The sequence below is a fragment of the Xenorhabdus sp. BG5 genome, assembly GCF_015163665.1.
Lineage (GTDB): Bacteria > Pseudomonadota > Gammaproteobacteria > Enterobacterales > Enterobacteriaceae > Xenorhabdus.
Genome location: NZ_JADEUG010000016.1, coordinates 23,267 through 39,765, shown reverse-complemented (window position 1 = coordinate 39,765; position 16,499 = coordinate 23,267). Strand labels below are relative to the sequence as shown.

Annotated in this window: 17 protein-coding genes; 1 reads left to right on the top strand and 16 read right to left on the bottom strand. The window is 43.1% G+C overall.

Annotation, left to right across the window (positions count from 1 at the left end):
• Window positions 1-6 precede the first annotated feature (6 nt).
• The 3 genes from fadJ to IQ209_RS10270 form a co-directional block, all read right to left on the bottom strand.
• Window positions 7-2,163: a fatty acid oxidation complex subunit alpha FadJ gene (fadJ, locus tag IQ209_RS10280; RefSeq protein ID WP_193851214.1), complete on the bottom strand. Its 2,157-nt coding sequence runs from the start codon at window positions 2,161-2,163 to the stop codon at window positions 7-9.
• The gene (fadI, locus tag IQ209_RS10275) at window positions 2,163-3,473 is read right to left on the bottom strand and encodes an acetyl-CoA C-acyltransferase FadI (protein ID WP_193851213.1); all 1,311 of its coding nucleotides are present in this window, start codon (window positions 3,471-3,473) and stop codon (window positions 2,163-2,165) included. The genes fadJ and fadI overlap by 1 nt, the downstream gene beginning before the upstream one ends.
• 292 nt (window positions 3,474-3,765) lie before the next feature.
• A complete protein-coding gene (locus tag IQ209_RS10270) occupies window positions 3,766-4,062 on the bottom strand; it encodes a YfcZ/YiiS family protein (protein ID WP_193851212.1) in 297 nt (98 codons plus the stop codon).
• Window positions 4,063-4,421: 359 nt separating this feature from the next.
• Between IQ209_RS10270 and fadL the strand changes: the two genes are divergently transcribed.
• The gene (gene fadL, locus IQ209_RS10265) at window positions 4,422-5,783 is read left to right on the top strand and encodes a long-chain fatty acid transporter FadL (protein ID WP_193851211.1); all 1,362 of its coding nucleotides are present in this window, start codon (window positions 4,422-4,424) and stop codon (window positions 5,781-5,783) included.
• A 62-nt stretch (window positions 5,784-5,845) separates the two neighbouring features.
• Here the strand turns inward: fadL and mlaA are convergent, their stop codons facing one another.
• The 13 genes from mlaA to IQ209_RS10200 all read right to left on the bottom strand — a co-directional run bounded on the left by mlaA (window position 5,846) and on the right by IQ209_RS10200 (window position 16,442).
• Window positions 5,846-6,598, bottom strand: coding sequence for a phospholipid-binding lipoprotein MlaA (mlaA, locus tag IQ209_RS10260; protein ID WP_193851210.1), 753 nt, complete (start codon window positions 6,596-6,598; stop codon window positions 5,846-5,848).
• Between the two features lie 573 nt (window positions 6,599-7,171).
• Window positions 7,172-7,768, bottom strand: coding sequence for a tail fiber assembly protein (locus IQ209_RS10255; RefSeq protein WP_193851255.1), 597 nt, complete (start codon window positions 7,766-7,768; stop codon window positions 7,172-7,174).
• Complete coding sequence (locus IQ209_RS18315) at window positions 7,765-8,877, bottom strand: tail fiber protein (protein ID WP_228005818.1); 1,113 nt, start codon at window positions 8,875-8,877, stop codon at window positions 7,765-7,767. Before IQ209_RS18315 ends, IQ209_RS10255 begins: the two co-directional genes overlap by 4 nt.
• A gap of 10 nt (window positions 8,878-8,887) precedes the next feature.
• Window positions 8,888-9,514, bottom strand: a complete 627-nt coding sequence (locus tag IQ209_RS10245; protein ID WP_193851209.1) for a DUF2612 domain-containing protein — start codon at window positions 9,512-9,514, stop codon at window positions 8,888-8,890.
• Window positions 9,514-10,704 (bottom strand): baseplate J/gp47 family protein, encoded by a 1,191-nt coding sequence (locus IQ209_RS10240; protein WP_193851208.1) that lies wholly within the window; start codon window positions 10,702-10,704, stop codon window positions 9,514-9,516. The genes IQ209_RS10245 and IQ209_RS10240 overlap by 1 nt, the downstream gene beginning before the upstream one ends.
• On the bottom strand, window positions 10,701-11,054 hold the full coding sequence (locus IQ209_RS10235) for a hypothetical protein (protein WP_193851207.1): 354 nt from the start codon (window positions 11,052-11,054) through the stop codon (window positions 10,701-10,703). Before IQ209_RS10235 ends, IQ209_RS10240 begins: the two co-directional genes overlap by 4 nt.
• A gap of 2 nt (window positions 11,055-11,056) precedes the next feature.
• Window positions 11,057-11,746: a phage baseplate protein gene (locus IQ209_RS10230; RefSeq protein WP_193851206.1), complete on the bottom strand. Its 690-nt coding sequence runs from the start codon at window positions 11,744-11,746 to the stop codon at window positions 11,057-11,059.
• A complete protein-coding gene (locus tag IQ209_RS10225; RefSeq protein ID WP_228005817.1) occupies window positions 11,727-12,620 on the bottom strand; it encodes a hypothetical protein in 894 nt (297 codons plus the stop codon). The genes IQ209_RS10230 and IQ209_RS10225 overlap by 20 nt, the downstream gene beginning before the upstream one ends.
• A gap of 258 nt (window positions 12,621-12,878) precedes the next feature.
• Complete coding sequence (locus IQ209_RS10220; protein ID WP_193851204.1) at window positions 12,879-13,625, bottom strand: phage baseplate protein; 747 nt, start codon at window positions 13,623-13,625, stop codon at window positions 12,879-12,881.
• A gap of 49 nt (window positions 13,626-13,674) precedes the next feature.
• A complete protein-coding gene (locus tag IQ209_RS10215; RefSeq protein ID WP_228005816.1) occupies window positions 13,675-14,391 on the bottom strand; it encodes a Rha family transcriptional regulator in 717 nt (238 codons plus the stop codon).
• Between the two features lie 582 nt (window positions 14,392-14,973).
• Entirely contained in the window at window positions 14,974-15,267 is a 294-nt protein-coding gene (locus tag IQ209_RS10210) for a type II toxin-antitoxin system RelE/ParE family toxin (RefSeq protein ID WP_193851203.1), read from the bottom strand.
• The gene (locus IQ209_RS10205; RefSeq protein ID WP_193851202.1) at window positions 15,257-15,511 is read right to left on the bottom strand and encodes a type II toxin-antitoxin system RelB/DinJ family antitoxin; all 255 of its coding nucleotides are present in this window, start codon (window positions 15,509-15,511) and stop codon (window positions 15,257-15,259) included. Before IQ209_RS10205 ends, IQ209_RS10210 begins: the two co-directional genes overlap by 11 nt.
• A gap of 121 nt (window positions 15,512-15,632) precedes the next feature.
• Window positions 15,633-16,442 carry a phage antirepressor N-terminal domain-containing protein gene (locus IQ209_RS10200; protein WP_193851201.1) on the bottom strand — a complete coding sequence of 270 codons (810 nt, stop codon included), beginning with the start codon at window positions 16,440-16,442 and terminating at the stop codon, window positions 15,633-15,635.
• Window positions 16,443-16,499 lie beyond the last annotated feature (57 nt).

The window sequence follows — 16,499 nt, the reverse complement described above, 5'->3', positions numbered from 1 at the left end:
TTCAAATTATGCGTGAAATTGCTTTTTCTGTTCAACCATCTGGATTAAACGCTCACAAGGAGCAAACCTTTCGCCATATTGCGCCTCCAGACGACGTAAAATTTCTACAACTTTATCACTGCCAAGCTTATCAATATAACGGAATGGTCCTCCCAAGAATGGCGGGAATCCGATACCAAATACAGCACCAATATCACCATCACGCGGACTTCTGATAATCCCCTCATCCAGACAGCGCACAGCTTCATTCAGCATGAGCATCACACAACGCTGGGCAATGTCAGCCGGCAACATTTTTATCGCTGGTTTGATCTTTAATAAGGAATAAATCGAAGCATCCACTTCTTTGGCTTTTTTTCTGCCCGTATACAAATAGAAGCCGCGGCCATTCTTCTTGCCTTTTCGGTCATCCTGCAAAATTGCAGATAAAATCTCTGGTGCTGCAAATCGACTACCTAATTCTTCTACTAAAATAGGGATGATTTTAGTACCCACATCTATGCCAACTTCATCCAGCAGATTGATGGGGCCAACAGGAAAACCGAAATTCAGCAAAGCATTATCAATATGTTCAATCGGCTCACCTTCCAATAAACAATAGCCAGCCTCATTAATGTAAGGTGTCAGAATTCGGTTCACATAAAAACCCGCTTTATCCCCGACAACAATCGCTGTTTTTCCCTGTTTCTTGGCTAACGCTACGGCAGTTGCGATCGTTTTTTCACTCGTTCCCTCATGTGGAATGACTTCCACCAGCGGCATTTTGTCTACAGGACTGAAATAGTGAAGACCGATCACTTGCTCTGGCCGAGTCGCAGATTCAGCAATCTTATGAATTGGCAATGAAGACGTGTTAGACGCAAAAATGGTTTCAGGTTTTGTATTCTCTTCAATCTCTGTAACCATTTTGCGTTTTAAGACTAAATCTTCAAATACCGCTTCAACAACAATATCAGCTTGCTTAAATCCACTGTAATCGGTCGTTCCTGTCAATAGAGACATCTGACGAGAACGTTCACTTGATTTCAAACGACGCTGTTTTACCCGCTTAGAAAGGAGATCCCATGTATATTTCAATGCCTGGTTGATGCCTTTTTCATTAATATCTTTAATGCGGGCAGGCAAATTTCCTCGCGTCACGGTTACATTAGCAATACCGCCCCCCATCAGGCCGCCTCCCAAAATCCCCACCTGTCTGATTTCAGCGGGCTGTTCTGAAGAGCCAGTTTCATTCTTCAACGTTGTAGAAGCAAAAAACAGGCTCCGCAATGCTTCTGATTCTTGCGTCATCGCCAGCGCACCAAATGCCTTGGCTTCAAGCTGAAAGCCTTTCTCTGAGCCTTTTTCCAAACCGGCACGAATCACATTGATGATTTTTTCTGGGGCGGGATAATGGCCACGCGTTTTTTCTCGCGTTTTTTTATGAACCATCTGGAATAACAACGGCCTGCCTAACGCACTTGCCAGTATACGTTGCGACCATGCCAATGGCTTCCGTTTCACGATGCCTTTTTTAACATATTGCACAGCAACATCTAACAAGATATCTAAAGGAACTGCGTCATCCACAACACCCAACCGTAGCGCCTGTTTTGCCTTGAGCTGACGGCCTGTCAATATGATGTCCAAAGCAGCACTGACACCAATCAAACGAGGCAATCTCTGCGTTCCACCTGAGCCGGGCAATAACCCAAGCTGAACTTCCGGCAAACCAAGACGGGTTTTTTCATCCAAAGAACAGATACGCGCATGACAAGCCAATGCCAACTCCAGCCCACCACCTAAGCACGCACCATGAATCGCTGCCACAACAGGCAAAGGATAATTGGCAAGCTGCGCAAACAGTTTTTGACCTTTTTCAGCTAAGGCTGTCGCTTCTTCCTGAGTTTGGCAGTTAGCTATCATGCTAATATCCGCACCAGCAATGAAAGTATCCGGCTTGCCGGACACAATAACCAACCCTTTCAAGCCTGAAACTTGTTGCGCTTTTTCAAATATGATCAGGAACTGCTCAACAAATTCAGCTTTCAGGGTGTTGACTTTCTCTCCTGGGACATCAATGGTGATAATTCCCACCTTGTCGTCCCTGACAGAAAAACGGAATACCGATTGCTCCGGTTGCATTGTTGCTGACATAACCGTTTCTTTTTCAGCCTGAGCCATTATTCTACCTCCAATACCATTGCTGCACCCAAACCACCCGCGGCACAAGCTGTTGTTAACCCAAAACCGCCCCCACGGCGACGCAATTCATTCAACGTTTGGGTCACCATTCTGGCGCCTGTCGCCGCGAAGGGATGCCCATAAGCAATTGATCCGCCTAACACATTGAATTTATCCATATCCACTTCACCAATTGCCTGAGTACGTCCCAACTTTTCACGGGCAAATTTCTCACTGGCAAACATGTTTAAATTCGTTAATGTTTGGGCAGCAAAGGCTTCATGCATGTCGATAAGAGTCAGTTCATTCAAAGTAATACCCGCACGCTCCAGTGCCAACGGGGTTGCATAGGACGGCCCCAGTAACATGTCCTGCCAAACATCAATGGCAGAAAATGCATAACTACGTAAATACCCCAATGGAACCATACCAAGCTCTTTGGCAACGGATTCACGCATTAACATCACTGCTGCGGCACCATCCGTCAGTGGTGTGCTGTTTGCCGCGGTGACTGTGCCATGTTTTCGATCAAAGGCCGGACGCAATTTGGCATAAGAAGCTAAGGTTGAGTTTTTTCTGATATTGTTATCTTCTGCCAATGTCTTGCGGTATGGCGGGAAATAGGCCGATATGATTTCCTCTTGCAAAAGCCCTTGCTCCCAGGCTTTGGCGGCCAGTACATGCGAGCGGTGCGCAAGCGCATCCTGATCTTCGCGGCTGATATGATACGTTTTTGCCATCTGCTCCGCGGTATCTCCCATTCTCAACCCCGTGGAATACTCTGCAACAGCAGGGGATACAGGCAATAAATCACGTAATTTCAATCGACTGAGTAATTTTAATCGTTGCGGGAGACTTTTGGCTTTGTTCATGTCAACTAACGTGCGCGCCAATGACTTCGTCACTCCGATAGGTAAAACGGATGAGGAATCCGCGCCTCCTGCGATCCCTATATTGACTACGCCTGCCATAATACTTTCAGCCACATTTGCAATTGCCTGAAAACTCGTCGCACAAGCACGGGAAACACTATAAGCATCAGTATTCACACTTAAGCCTGCCCCCAAAACTATTTCCCTTGCAATATTTGGCGCTTCCGGCATTTGAACAACCTGCCCAAAAACCAATTGGTCGATCTTCTCAGGCGACAAACCGCTCCTAATGACCAGCTCGCTGACAACAGCCTTTCCCAAGTCAACAGCTGGAATACCGTGGTAGAAAGTTGCCTGTTTCGCAAAAGGAATGCGCAACCCGCTGACAATAGCAACACGTTCCTTTTGCGGTATTACTTTTGTTGAAGAACGACCCATAGCAACTCCTAATTATTATTAACTAAATCAATTGATTGATTAAAAATATTTACTCACCTCATAAGAGGTCAGACCTGATGATGCATTGTTAACGCAATGTTGGAAAATAGCAAACAGGAATAAACTAAAAATGAGAACAAACTCAACTTTAAACTATTTATAATTTATACAACTTAAATGAAGAATAAGCGAAAGGAGTACAAAGAAAAGGCAATGATTTACAATCTATTACAAGCGATTTTCTCACTGTTTGGTATGACAAAACAATGAGAAAACCGTTATTCAGAGTGAATTAACGCAAGCCTAACTGAAAGATAAGGGCTTCCGCTTGACAACTAAAGGTAAAGTCCACAGATAATTGCATTCCACCGTCAATCGCTTCGATACTATGGCGTATAGCACAGGGATCAGATTCCACAAATTTTGCCTTTTTGATTAACGTATTAAGCATGATTTCGGCGTCTTGTTCACTCGCAAAAATACACTGATAAGAAGCGGTGCAGTCTTCATTATCAATAACGGTTCCCACATCAACACAGCAGCAAGCTGCCGTTTCTTCGGCATTACAGCGCTTAATCGCATCAGACATTTAATTTCTCCGGCTAAAAAACTTGCTGATAATTCTACGTTTTCCTGACTGCCGGTAACCAGCATTTGCGCTGTTTGAAGTCATTTATCTCACTATTTATTGATCTGACCACGTCAACAAAAACCCGTTTACACTTCATTAACGGAAGTTGTCTATTTTTTGTTAAGCAAGTCCCAATTTAAGAATCATTTTGGTTATATTTAGAAAACATTCTTGCAACACATTCTATTATCAAGCCTATACTTCGTGCACTGGTCTGATTTGTCATTATTGCCATGGTGACAAATCGACTCTACAATCCCGCGCTCTCAGCTACTTGAGTGGCATGTTAATAATAATTAGACAATGAGGTTTTGGTTATGGACCAGAAAAACCTATTTACACGTTCAGCGTTAGCAGTGGCGGTTGCAATCCTCTCATCCAATGCTAGTGCTGCTGGTTTTCAATTAAATGAATATTCATCATCAGGACTAGGCCGTGCATTTTCTGGAGCAGGTGCCGTTGCAGATAACGCTTCCGTAGGCAGTCGTAACCCTGCGGCCATGACCTTATTTGATCGCCCATCATTTTCTGGTGGTTTGGTGTATGTCAACCCAGATGTTGATATCACCGGGAAGTCTCCCATCACCAAAAACAGCACTGATGCTAAAAATATCGCACCGCGTGCATGGATCCCAAACCTGCATTTTATTACTCCAATCAATGATCAATGGTTTGTTGGCGCATCGGCAACGTCTAACTTCGGCTTGTCTACCGACTTCAGCAACAACTATTCTGCTGGCCTGCTAGGCGGTAAAACTCAACTGAAGACCATGAACCTAAACCTAAGCGGTGCTTACAAATTTAATAACCAGTTTAGCTTTGGCTTAGGTGTCAATGCTGTTTATGCTGATGCCAAAATCGCCCGTCATATGGGAGAATTCGGCCCAATAGCCACTAAGATGCTAAACGCTAAAGGACGGGCCATTGGTAATCCAGTCCTTGCACATCTTTCAATCCCAGATAGCGCTGAAGCTGCCAGACTGGAAGGTAAAGATTGGGGTTACGGTTGGAATGCAGGGTTCCTATATCAGTATGACGAAAATAACCGCTATAGCCTGACTTACCGTTCAAAAGTCAAAGTTAAATTTAAAAGCGGAGATTACAGCAACGATTTGCCACATATACCAGGAGTCTTTGATAATGGGACTAATGGTAATATAGTCAAAGGCAAGCTGGACCTGAATTTACCAGATATGTGGGAACTCTCAGGTTATAACCGTGTTGCTCCACAATGGGCAATTCACTATAGCTTGCTATACACTGGCTGGAGCGAATTCAAAGAATTAAAAGCAGTAAGGAGTGACACGGGTAATGTTGCATTTGAGAAACACGAAGGTTTCCGCGACGCTTACCGTATCTCACTAGGTACAACTTACTACCATGACGATAACTGGACATTCCGTGGTGGTATCGCCTTTGATGAAAGTCCTGTACCAGCCAAAAATCGTTCTATTTCCATTCCAGATCAAGATCGTTTTTGGTTTAGCTTAGGGACCACTTACGCATTCAACAAAGATGCTTCTGTAGATGTCGGTGTTTCCTATATGCGTGGCAAAAAAGTACATATTAGTGAAAAACTACCAGAAGATGTCCAGAAATTAGGTGGCACGACACCATATGAGTTCGATTCCAAAGGAACTGCATGGTTGTATGGTATAAGCTTTAACTATACATTCTAACTACACACTGTAGTCCCAAAAAAGGATAGCGGGTGCTATCCTTTTTTGATGATAAGTATGAACTAATCTATAGAATCCAATTCATCTTGAATACTTGCCGCATTAGGATTTTTTTCTGGCTCCAACTTACCTCCATTGGCCATAAAATTGTGGCGTTGGAAATAAGCATCACGCATCATCAAATAAGGATCTGAAGAGTTCTTTAACAGGCCGTCAGAGTCTAGCAAGCGAGCGCGGGTTTCTATACCTTGGAAAACCCACTTGCCTACCGACATCCAACCCGTGAGATAACTCAATACCGGATAAGTCATATCCGCAAAGTTACCGCCTTCATCACGCAATGTAAAACTACCGTAACCGGGCAGAACAACATATGGGCCATACCCCACATTATAGTATCCCAATGTGCTACCAAAACGCATCGGATCTTCTTTTGCCAGTTTGGGGTTTGCCATGGAAGCCACATCAATAAGCCCCCCCATTCCCAACAAGGTATTCAAAAAGAAACGGTTGAAGTGTTTTGCACCTTCATGAACATCACCACGCAAGAAACTGTTCACCATACTGGCTGGCTCTTCGAGGTTGCTCATAAAATTACCAATGCCATTTCGTGCAGGCATCGGCACATAACTACGCCAGGCTACAGCAACAGGGCGCAGTATATATGGGTCGAGAACATCATAATTAAAGTTGAACATAGCACGGTTAAACCCTTCCAGCGGATCAGAACGCCCCTGCTCCATCGTATTCGATGAACTGGCACATCCCACAAGTAAGACGGCTGTAAGGGCAACCCCGCTCAGACGATACTTCATATTGTTCTCCATATAATTATTTTTAGATATCAATTATCGCGCTGTATACCAGCTATTGCACCCAATATGTAAAATATACTGCCAATCTTTCATTAATGGTAACCAAAAAGAGTGGTGATTATATAAGCAAACAGTTCGTTATGCCTTATCTCTGACAAGAAAAACAGGTATACTGCGTTCCATTGGTCCCCTTAGTTAAATGGATATAACAAATAAAAACAATATTAGATTGATAAATAAAGAAATATTTAAGATATAAGCATCTTAAAAGTACACATATATGTACACAATTTCAAAATCAACACTCTTTTTCTTACTCTTTAGTTTACTATTCCTATACTAAATTTCGCTGATTGCCTAATGTTTAATCTTTGATTCCCCCATTCTGGGGAATCAAATAACTCATGACACTGCTATATCAGAAAAGCCCCCCTCTCACTCTATCTGTTCAATATCCACCTCCCCCTGCCCCACATTCCACACCGAATCTTCCGGCATCTGGACACGAACATCTAAGCGACAACCTTCAGGGATGTCACAGGGTTCGCCATGAGGGGCACGCAGCCCCTATATTTATTTCGGTTGTTCAGGCCATTGGATATCGGGGGCGGTAGAGCAATCCACCCGATTGAGCAACACCCGGTATTTACGCCAGGCAGTTAATGCGGATTTTTCGGCATCGGTGGCCATGTCTAAATCGACGGCGTCCTGATAAATATCAATTTTGGCGCTGGCTGTATCCAACAATTGTCGTTTCTGGGATTCTGCCTGTTCCTGTTCATACTGGCGTTGTGCCTGAGTATCAGTCACCCACCGTTTGCCATCCCATTTATCAAATGGTGTAATTGGGGCATCCGGTGTTGTGTTTGGTGGGTAATCTCCGAGTTCGGTAATCACCTGCGCGGCACCCGTTTCAGTGCTGTAGACCGTTTCGCCACGATGATCGGCGACGTATTCCCATTCTAACAGATCCTGTGTGCGACAAATGGCATAACCCTGTTTGCGGTCATCCGGTGCATCGATACACGAGTGAGCAGGGATACCAACTCCTATGGGTAAATATTCCACAGATGCAGAACTATATTCCCGCGTTTCGCCATGATAGTTATAAACAGTAATGTCACCCGCGACAGTGGCGATATGATTTTTGTCTAATTTTGCAGTCATTATGCGGCTCTCACAATGTAGTTAAATGCGATGTTACGGGGACGGGTTTCATTTGCAACAGAAAATCCACCATAGACACGTGAGCTGTAGGTTCTAAAATAATTACCAGTCCATAATCCAAAATTATTTCCTACTGGACCTGTTGTCGTCTTTATATCTACAGCGAAATTACTCGCGTTTCTATCGTCAAAAACGGTAGTAATCCCTTTTTCCTGCATGTCATCATCGCCATTACTTGTTGGCAATGCGTGATAGTGGTCCTGAAATGCGGAATTCTGAGCACTAAGGAGCAAACGCCCAACATCAACATTTCTGCCATCATCCCATCCACGAATAAATTCTCCACGTAAATCTGGTAATCGCAGTGACGGGTATACCCGTGCCAGCTCTGGATATTGTGCTGCGGTAAATGTAGCGCCGTTGCATTTCATCCACCCAGCAGGCGGTGTCGCTAACGGCCATGGAATAGGTACACCAACGGGTACGGCTGAGCCTGCCGTTAAACCGAGGTTTTTCACAAACGCCGCTTTATCCTGGATATCTGCGCCGTTCCGGGATTTTTCGAGGCGAGAGTTGGCGTTGGCGTTGGCTTGGTTTAGGGCGTCGGTTGTGGATTTTTGGCTCATTACCTGTGATGTGCCAGTACCTATAGCTTGAACCACATTCAATTTGTCGAATTTTTTATTCAGTTCATCCAGTATTTGGTTTGTATTAACCAGTTTCCATGCTGAATTAATGCTATCTAGTTGCGCTGTATTGAAATCAATTTTGTTGTTATCAATTAGACTCTGAAATTCTTTTGTTTCATCATCGGATTGCAATATCGCCCCTTTAGGGTATCCGCCAATAGAATTGGCGTATTCCTGTGAGAATTTATATTTCCCGCCTTTGGATAAATGAACGATATTATCGGATATTTGGTTAAATATACCGTTAAAATCCCTACCACTAGGGGGTAACCCACCCGCCGTAACGGGCATCATAGTTATTTGTGGAAATCCTGTATCCCAAGTGGCTTTTTGGCTGGGTAGGTCTGATTTATAGTTTGCAGGAATATCATCTTTCTGACCATTCTGAGCAAATGGTCGTGGTATTAAATTTGGGTTTTTCATTATTCACCTATTATGCAAATGACGCCTGACCAAATGGTTGAAATCCGGTTCCGTAAAATCCGAAAAATTCGCCTAATGGTAATTCTACTATACTAACTCTTACTCCCGATGGACGAGGTAATATTTTACGATTATAAATTAAATTTTTCTCTAATTCAGATAATCTATATTCAAATACATATCTAGCAGCCATATGTCCGGTTATTAGATAATATGAGCGCCCTCGCAAAAAACAACATTTGAGAAATTTATTAATATTAGTAGCTGTTGTGTATAAAATATTGGAAAATGCTTTCATTAAAATAACATCTCTGTATGTCGAATCATCCATCATATAAGACGTATCGGTTCCTCCAGAGTAAAACGGAGTATTATCAAATGGAGTGAATTTCTCAGTTTCTTTAAATCCGAAATAATCAATATTAGGATCAGGTACTGATAAATCCCTGCCAATGCCAACAATTCGCCCCCATATATCCAACCCAAATCCTCTCGCCGTAAGAACATTAACAGCCAGATGATAAAATTCACCCGTATTAACTCTGGGATCTATGGTTTCATTAACGGACTTGAGTATAGTGCAAATAGTGGGGCTGTTAGCATACTGGCTGAGTAACGTTTCTCGAATATCCTGCATCACTCGATCCTTATGTCATCTATGGACAGCGTAGGAAATTCGTCAATACCGAAATCCAAATAATTAGCCGGTACACCTTTCTTCCTTGCTATTTGAACCGATATCAACCGCTCCCGTGTTGATAGCGCAGTCGCACAAATATAGTCACTGGCAATTAACCGCTTAGCTATCCTTCCCTTACCTCTGCCTGTTTCAAACTCATTCAGGATCGCATTGCGAACAGCTAATTTATCTTGGTGTGTTAACCCCAATTTATTCTCAAATGTCACAATGAATTCAATTGGGATATGATGTGGCCGGATGAATTTAATGTCGTAGCTCGGCGGCATATAGGGGAAATTGTCCGTATCCTCATATTTGACCGTTGTATTCCCTACAAAAGAACAACCGGTTCCGGCTCGAGCCAAAATCTGTCGTGCTATTTCATTATCATCACCACCTACCACAGAGACCGCGATAGAGTTCCTGATAAGTTCATAATTCGTTGGGCCGACAGTGATAGTTTCATCGTCTGGGTTATCGACTACATAACAATCAATGACATTTTTAATGTTAGATACTGCGCCATAGGTTGCGGCATTGGTGTTTTTGGCGTTGATAGCGACAGACTCCTGCCGCCTCAGTTCAAACTCCTGCCGTGATTCATCATCCCTGCCAACAATAGCAGCCGTTTTATTGATGACCGAGTCAACGCCATTGATATTTTTAACAACACGGTTAATTGAACCTATTGCGGCCGAAAACCTGCCAGCAACATCACAATAAACATGTGTCGTTGCGATACCGTTATCACCAATAATCGCCTCTGACTGGCTACTCCATGTTTTCCCAGCATTATCTGTGACCTGAAAACCAGCCGGAATTACAGTACTCACCAGTCCGTTAATCGTGATTTCAGCGACTGATTTTGTCGCCCGATGACGCTGTAGAAAATAGATATAACCCAACGCATCTTGCATCATGCCGTCAGCATATCGGGGGTCAAAACTGTTTAGGAGGTTGATAAAGAAATTGCGTTCGTCGGTGATGATAGCGGTCAGAGTAGTGACCAATTGACCCTGTGGCGTATCCATTGATTTATTGAGATTATCGCCAAAACAGGACTGCATTAGCCGCCAGAGTCCCGCTATTACCTCATCGGTCGGTGGCGCTAATACCCCCTGCTGCGTGATTTGTAGTTTCGGTATCATAGTTCTATCACCCCCTCCCGTCCGTCAATATCAGTAAATTTAATTCGACCTCGCACTATCCTGTCATTTGCTGTACTCAGTTCCGCTGTGGCAGAAACTACGCCCTCAACTGACATCGCCGCATCCTCCAGATTTTTTCTGTACATTGCCAGTGAGTATCTATTTTTGCCTAATATTTCCTCCAGATAGGGAATGCCAGCGCCCTGTGAGTAGTACATATCTTTCAAAAACACCCGGCAGGCATTCGCCACCGATTGCGCTCTGGCATACTGATCTGAGGCAATAGCAATATTCCCCGCCACATCGAGAGTTAAATCCCATGTGGCAGGCATTAGAAATAATGTTCGCATGATTAAGCCTTTTGGTTGGGTGGGCTAGTATTCGAGCCTTGCCCATTATCGTGGTGGGTATGACTGTTATAAACTGCCCGCATTCCCGCCATTGATAGGGAGTTAGTGGTGGTGTTGTCCGTGATATCGCTCTTGGCCTGAATGGTGCTCGTTGTCTCTACAGGTGCATCTAAAATGATTTTCGTGCCTTTGACATTCACTACCCCTGTAGCAACAACATTAATACCGCTATCCAGAAAATGGACATACTGGTTAGGTGTACCATTGAGCAGGCCGCCAAGATAAAGGCTGTCAGATAAATCATATCTGCGCTTACTGCCCGGTGGCGCTGAACCTTTGACGCGCTTCACTTTGGATATATCGCGACTGGCAGTAAAGCAAATCCCCAAATCACCAACTTTCGGGTCGAGAATAACGGCATTAGCACCACCCTGATAACGGAAATAGGGCACGTTGTAGATAGTAGCGTTCTCATAGACATTGCCTGCACCATCCACTTGTTGTACCAGGGGCAGGATATCGACATACCCCACAGGCGCTACGCCACCGCCACGAACTTTCTCCACCCTGCATATCGTGACTGTTCCTATTTTGCCAATCAGCGCCCAGATAATAGCTTCCTGACTGAGTGCTCCGCCTGCGGTTGCCTGCGGATCATAAAGTGAAACTCGTTCATTTTTTGATGGCGGCATTCTTTTCTCCTCGTCGTGTAGCTGAAACTTCCATCGCCCATTGCGCTGATTCCTGCTCTGTTTCCAGCACAATGCGAATGCCATAAATCAGCCAGTCTCCGTTACAAATATTGATGAGGCTATCAGTAATGCGCACAATGCCACCAAAACGAATCAGCGGGTCATAGAAGCACTTAAACTCAATGCCGATCTCACTAGGAGTGGGATAGCCAATAAGCCCGGTTTCTGGTGAAATAACGGGAATTTTCAATGCTCGCCGGGGCGCGTCTTTGTAAGTAACGGCGATGTTTTTATTTTCGATATACAGTTCCAGATTCGCGGCATGAGCCAATTGGCGAATTTTCTCTATTTCAGTCCCATTCAGATATGGGTTGGATAACTTCACGCTGACATCATTAGACTCAAAGGTGTAGCCCATGCGTTTACAGATGGTTTCTATCATAGTGGCAACATCATATTCACCCTTGTAGCTTTCAGCATCCGCCCCTGCCATTTTATCCAGCACGGCAGTTTGCGATTCAATCACCAGTGACGCATTCGGCACATCACCGAAATCCGGGTAAGCAAAAGTAATACCGCCTTTAAAGACCTGCGATAACTCTTCCCCCTCTTCCCCTGCTTCAATGGTCACGGTATTTTTCAGCGCTTTTAACACATTCCACTTTTTACGCAATAGTTTCTCCATCATCTCAATCGGCAGGCCATAGGCCTTAATTCGGGCGTAAGGTGAAATTGCACCATTGCCATAGTTAATTTCAGCGCTAATTCGTAAACCGGTTGCGGAAAGTTTATTTTGATTGCTGGAGGTGAATGATTCGTCTTTACCTGAAAGGGTGAGGGTGATTTTTATTACTTTTCTATTAAATTTCATCATTCCATACCAATTTGTAGCGGAAGCCTAGGCCGGAATATTCAGGATCTGAATTTCCCTCAATATCCAAAAATACCAGCCACCGACATATATATGTGAGGTTCCTGCAAATACGATTACATACTAAATATTCACCGTTTTGTTTTACCGTAGCGAATATATTTCCTAGTCGAGTTTCCAGTGTCAGATCTATTAAATCCGTACCAATAGAAAATGAGGTCGTTTGGTTCGGGATAGGTGATATTGCTATTTCTATCAGCATTAAAGAAAGCCTCCCATTTGCTGTTTCGCCATGCTTAGGTACTCCTCTTTTTTGTTCCAAACATCTTGAATAGCGCCGGTAATTTCGCCTGTAAAATCACCTATTTTTTTTAATTTTGTCTTTCCGTTGTCTAAAATTTCATTCAAGATGTCATTCACTTGTGCTTCAATCTTTTGCGTCTGGTCACCCGTATCCTTTTTCTTGGCATCATCTGGGTTCTTCACTTCTTCTTTGTCATATTTGACTTTCACTTCCCTGATTTCTTCAAGATGCAGATTCACCTTAAGCAACGTCGCCCCGTCTTTAGCTTCCCTTGCGATGTCATAACCGACAATAGCTGCATTGGTGTAGACGAATTCAGGTGTGACTACATGAAATTTCAGTGTGCTTTTTGCCAGAATTTCCAATTGAGACAGGAAAGCACCTCGCTCTAAAGTGCCACCACTGCTTTTACTTAGTTGAACAGTAACTTTGTACGGTTCTCCAACTTTGTTATAGGTAGCAAATGAACCGTTCTCTATCGGTGCACTCACCACACGATATTGGTTCTGGTATTGCAGGGATATCACGCTATCGGCTAATAAAAGAGGAATACCGTACTGATTGAATATCCCCCAGTAATTGCCAAACAGTTTATTTATCAATGCAGCACCGCCTAAACTGATACCTGCATCTATCGCAGCATCAGGAACCCCTTTCCAGTTGGGAATATCGGGCATTTTGGGTAGGTCTGGCATTCCGAGCATAGAGCACCTCGTTTTCAGATATAAAAAAACCGCAGTTAAGCGGTGTGAATTAAAGTAATCTGGATAAATCAATTCGATATGCTGATAACCATGCTTCGGCAGGCCATGATTTCACCGTGCCGAAGCGTTCATCGTGAACTAGATGAGGCTCAGTATTATTTTCTAAGCACCATTTTTTCAGCGGTCGCCAGCTATATTTTTTTCCTGTCAGTCTTTCTATAGCCAGAATCGTTGCGCGTTTTTTACTTTCACCTAAGATTTCGGCCAGCTTATTCCTTTCACGCACTGCCGCAGAAGCTGTTGCCATTGCCGTAGCTTCTCGCTTATTGCCAATCCATGCCTTTGTTTCAATGGCATGATCGCGTTCTGCGGCGATGGTTATTTTTTCTTTTTCTGAGGCTAACAGGTGCTCTAGTGCTTCAATGTAGTTGCTGGGTAAAACTTTTTTATCTTCCAATTGTTTTTCCAGTTCCTGCCAACGATCAACCAAGCGAGCAGTGAACTCTGGAGATAGTTGGGCGACTACGATGATGCTATCTCGTTTGCCTTGCTCACCGGAAAACACATAGTGTTGAACTTTCGATTTAAGCCCTAAGTTATTGATAATTTCGGAATCCTGCATTGCAGGAAGCCGGATAATTTCACGTTTAGCCAACCTTTCAATGGCTACTTTGACATTATCATGACGAGAGCTAACCAACTCTGAAATCTCAATACTGGACATAGTGACAACGGCTTTTTGATTTGCTAAATTTACATTTAACATTTTGTTATTTTCCTTTTATTGGGATACCAAGCCAGCGCATAATGCTGGCTTTTTTATTTGGTTTAATCAGGTAGAAAAAATCCATGCAAAAACGCCCGATGCAAAAATAATTGCATAGGTTAATTGCGTGGTTTTAGATTATGGGATGAGTGTAAGGTTAGTTTTTCTGTTTATGCTATAAAATTATTTACTCTCATTATAATTTGATGATGAAAATATAATGAATGCACTAATTCTAAGATGGTTTGTGCTTTTTCAGCACGGTGATATTAAAGAGCGAAGGCTCCCCACACGGGCGGGGCATTAATTGTAAAAGATTTAAGTTGCTCCAAGAAAGCCTAGAGCGTTCCGGTATCGCGTGCACTTTGCCAGCACACCTAATTTGTTTAAAGAGCAAATAAGCCCTTGTTCAGGGGGATGCCCTAACACATATTCAGGGCTGGTACTCACCGAGTTTTAAAGAGCTGCTTAATCGGATAATAAGCTAGCATATAAAAATAGAACATTCCACCAGCTAAAAATAATCGTTATTTATATGGGAATGAAAAACCCGCACGAGGCGGGTTGTTATGAGTTGATTATTTATCGCCCAATGCGCTCACTGGCAATTTTATAGGTTTTCGAGTCCTCTCTTTTGCCTACCGCTATAACCCAGATCACAATCTCTTCATCTATCACCTGATAGACAAGGCGAAATCCCGAAGAGCGAAGTTTTATTTTGAAGCAGCCCGCTAAATCGCCGTGCAGTCTTCCTGATTCGATATAAGGATTTTCCTGTAACTTTTTCAGTTTCTTTTTAAACTGCTCACGGATACTGTTATCCAGTTTCTGCCATTCTTTTAAAGCGCGCTCGTCAAACTCAATGTTAAATTTCATCGAGATTTACCCGAATGCGTTTAGCGGGATTTTTAAGTCGCTCGCGAACCACTTCCAAAATATCTTCGTCTTCGTCATGTTCTGAGACCATTACGGATACTTCTGTAAATGGTAGCTTTTCATTTTCTGCTACATAGCGTAGGAAGAGCCGCATTGCATCGGAAGGAGAAAGGTTCATTTTTTCAAGTGCCTGATAAGCACTTCTTTTAAGTTCTTCGTCCACTCTAATCTGAATTGTGCTCATAGTATCACCATGTGTAATTACGTTTGTATTACATTGTACATTATTGCATCTATGGCGCAATGAGTTTTACGAAAATTTCGTAAAACCTGATAGGTGATTCAAAGCCATCCTTGGCTTGGTGTTAGGCGCTGAATTTATAACCTTCCAATGCTTTCATCATTGGTTTCATGGCGTCTTTATGTATCAACAGGTAACCTGCACGTTGAGCTATTTCTATAAATTCATTTAAAGTAGAAACATGATGTTTTGGTGTCAATACCTGAGAGTAAAGTGTTTCTCCATTTTCCAGTTCCATTAATAATCTGCCAGTAAAACCAGAATAACTATTAGGGATAGGTAGCTCTTCTCGCCCCAAAAACTCACCTTCAATTGCTTTAGTTGCCAGATACTCTATCGCAGATGGGATCTGGTCACTGGTTAACTCATTTATATGGCCTACCCCAAACTCATGATGAACCATTTGGAATAGCTTTTTGTTACTGACTCCATATTTACCCATCAGAGTATTAACCAGACCGCGAAGAGGGGTTCTATCTTGGGTTGTGGTCTTTTTCGCTTTAACTTCGCCAGTCGTCCAGTATTCATAAAGCACATCATCGCACTCATTTTGATACTGGATAACTTTATCCCTGATTTCAGATTTGACTTTATTAGGGCTGATAGTCGCTAACCAGCCAGCAAGTTTGCGAAGGGCGAGGCAAGACATATCCCTATTTTTACCGTCTGCTGCAACTATGGTGATTTCCACCATAGTTGATTTGAATCGTTGATTCAGCTTGGTTAATTGGCTTTTCCAGTCCATCCCAATGCCTTCAACAATGGGTTTCATCGGCACATACGGCTCATTGTTGTATTCCACAACATAGAGATCTGAACCATAAAATGGGACACTGATAGTTTTACTTGATTCGTTAAGTGATATACTTACCATGTTTACTTCCTCTTCACAGGGTAAACGTTGTATAAGAAGCCCCTGACTATTACCAGT

Excerpts from the sequence above, each read along its gene's own strand:
- fadJ (WP_193851214.1), bottom strand. The coding sequence starts at position 2,163 with ATGGCTCAGGCTGAAAAAGAAACGGTTATGTCAGCAACAATGCAACCG.
- fadI (WP_193851213.1), bottom strand. The coding sequence starts at position 3,473 with ATGGGTCGTTCTTCAACAAAAGTAATACCGCAAAAGGAACGTGTTGCT.
- IQ209_RS10270 (WP_193851212.1), bottom strand. The coding sequence starts at position 4,062 with ATGTCTGATGCGATTAAGCGCTGTAATGCCGAAGAAACGGCAGCTTGC.
- fadL (WP_193851211.1), top strand. The coding sequence starts at position 4,422 with ATGGACCAGAAAAACCTATTTACACGTTCAGCGTTAGCAGTGGCGGTT.
- mlaA (WP_193851210.1), bottom strand. The coding sequence starts at position 6,598 with ATGAAGTATCGTCTGAGCGGGGTTGCCCTTACAGCCGTCTTACTTGTG.
- IQ209_RS18315 (WP_228005818.1), bottom strand. The coding sequence starts at position 8,877 with ATGAAAAACCCAAATTTAATACCACGACCATTTGCTCAGAATGGTCAG.
- IQ209_RS10245 (WP_193851209.1), bottom strand. The coding sequence starts at position 9,514 with ATGCAGGATATTCGAGAAACGTTACTCAGCCAGTATGCTAACAGCCCC.
- IQ209_RS10240 (WP_193851208.1), bottom strand. The coding sequence starts at position 10,704 with ATGATACCGAAACTACAAATCACGCAGCAGGGGGTATTAGCGCCACCG.
- IQ209_RS10235 (WP_193851207.1), bottom strand. The coding sequence starts at position 11,054 with ATGCGAACATTATTTCTAATGCCTGCCACATGGGATTTAACTCTCGAT.
- IQ209_RS10230 (WP_193851206.1), bottom strand. The coding sequence starts at position 11,746 with ATGCCGCCATCAAAAAATGAACGAGTTTCACTTTATGATCCGCAGGCA.
- IQ209_RS10225 (WP_228005817.1), bottom strand. The coding sequence starts at position 12,620 with ATGATGAAATTTAATAGAAAAGTAATAAAAATCACCCTCACCCTTTCA.
- IQ209_RS10220 (WP_193851204.1), bottom strand. The coding sequence starts at position 13,625 with ATGCTCGGAATGCCAGACCTACCCAAAATGCCCGATATTCCCAACTGG.
- IQ209_RS10215 (WP_228005816.1), bottom strand. The coding sequence starts at position 14,391 with ATGTTAAATGTAAATTTAGCAAATCAAAAAGCCGTTGTCACTATGTCC.
- IQ209_RS10210 (WP_193851203.1), bottom strand. The coding sequence starts at position 15,267 with ATGAAATTTAACATTGAGTTTGACGAGCGCGCTTTAAAAGAATGGCAG.
- IQ209_RS10205 (WP_193851202.1), bottom strand. The coding sequence starts at position 15,511 with ATGAGCACAATTCAGATTAGAGTGGACGAAGAACTTAAAAGAAGTGCT.
- IQ209_RS10200 (WP_193851201.1), bottom strand. The coding sequence starts at position 16,442 with ATGGTAAGTATATCACTTAACGAATCAAGTAAAACTATCAGTGTCCCA.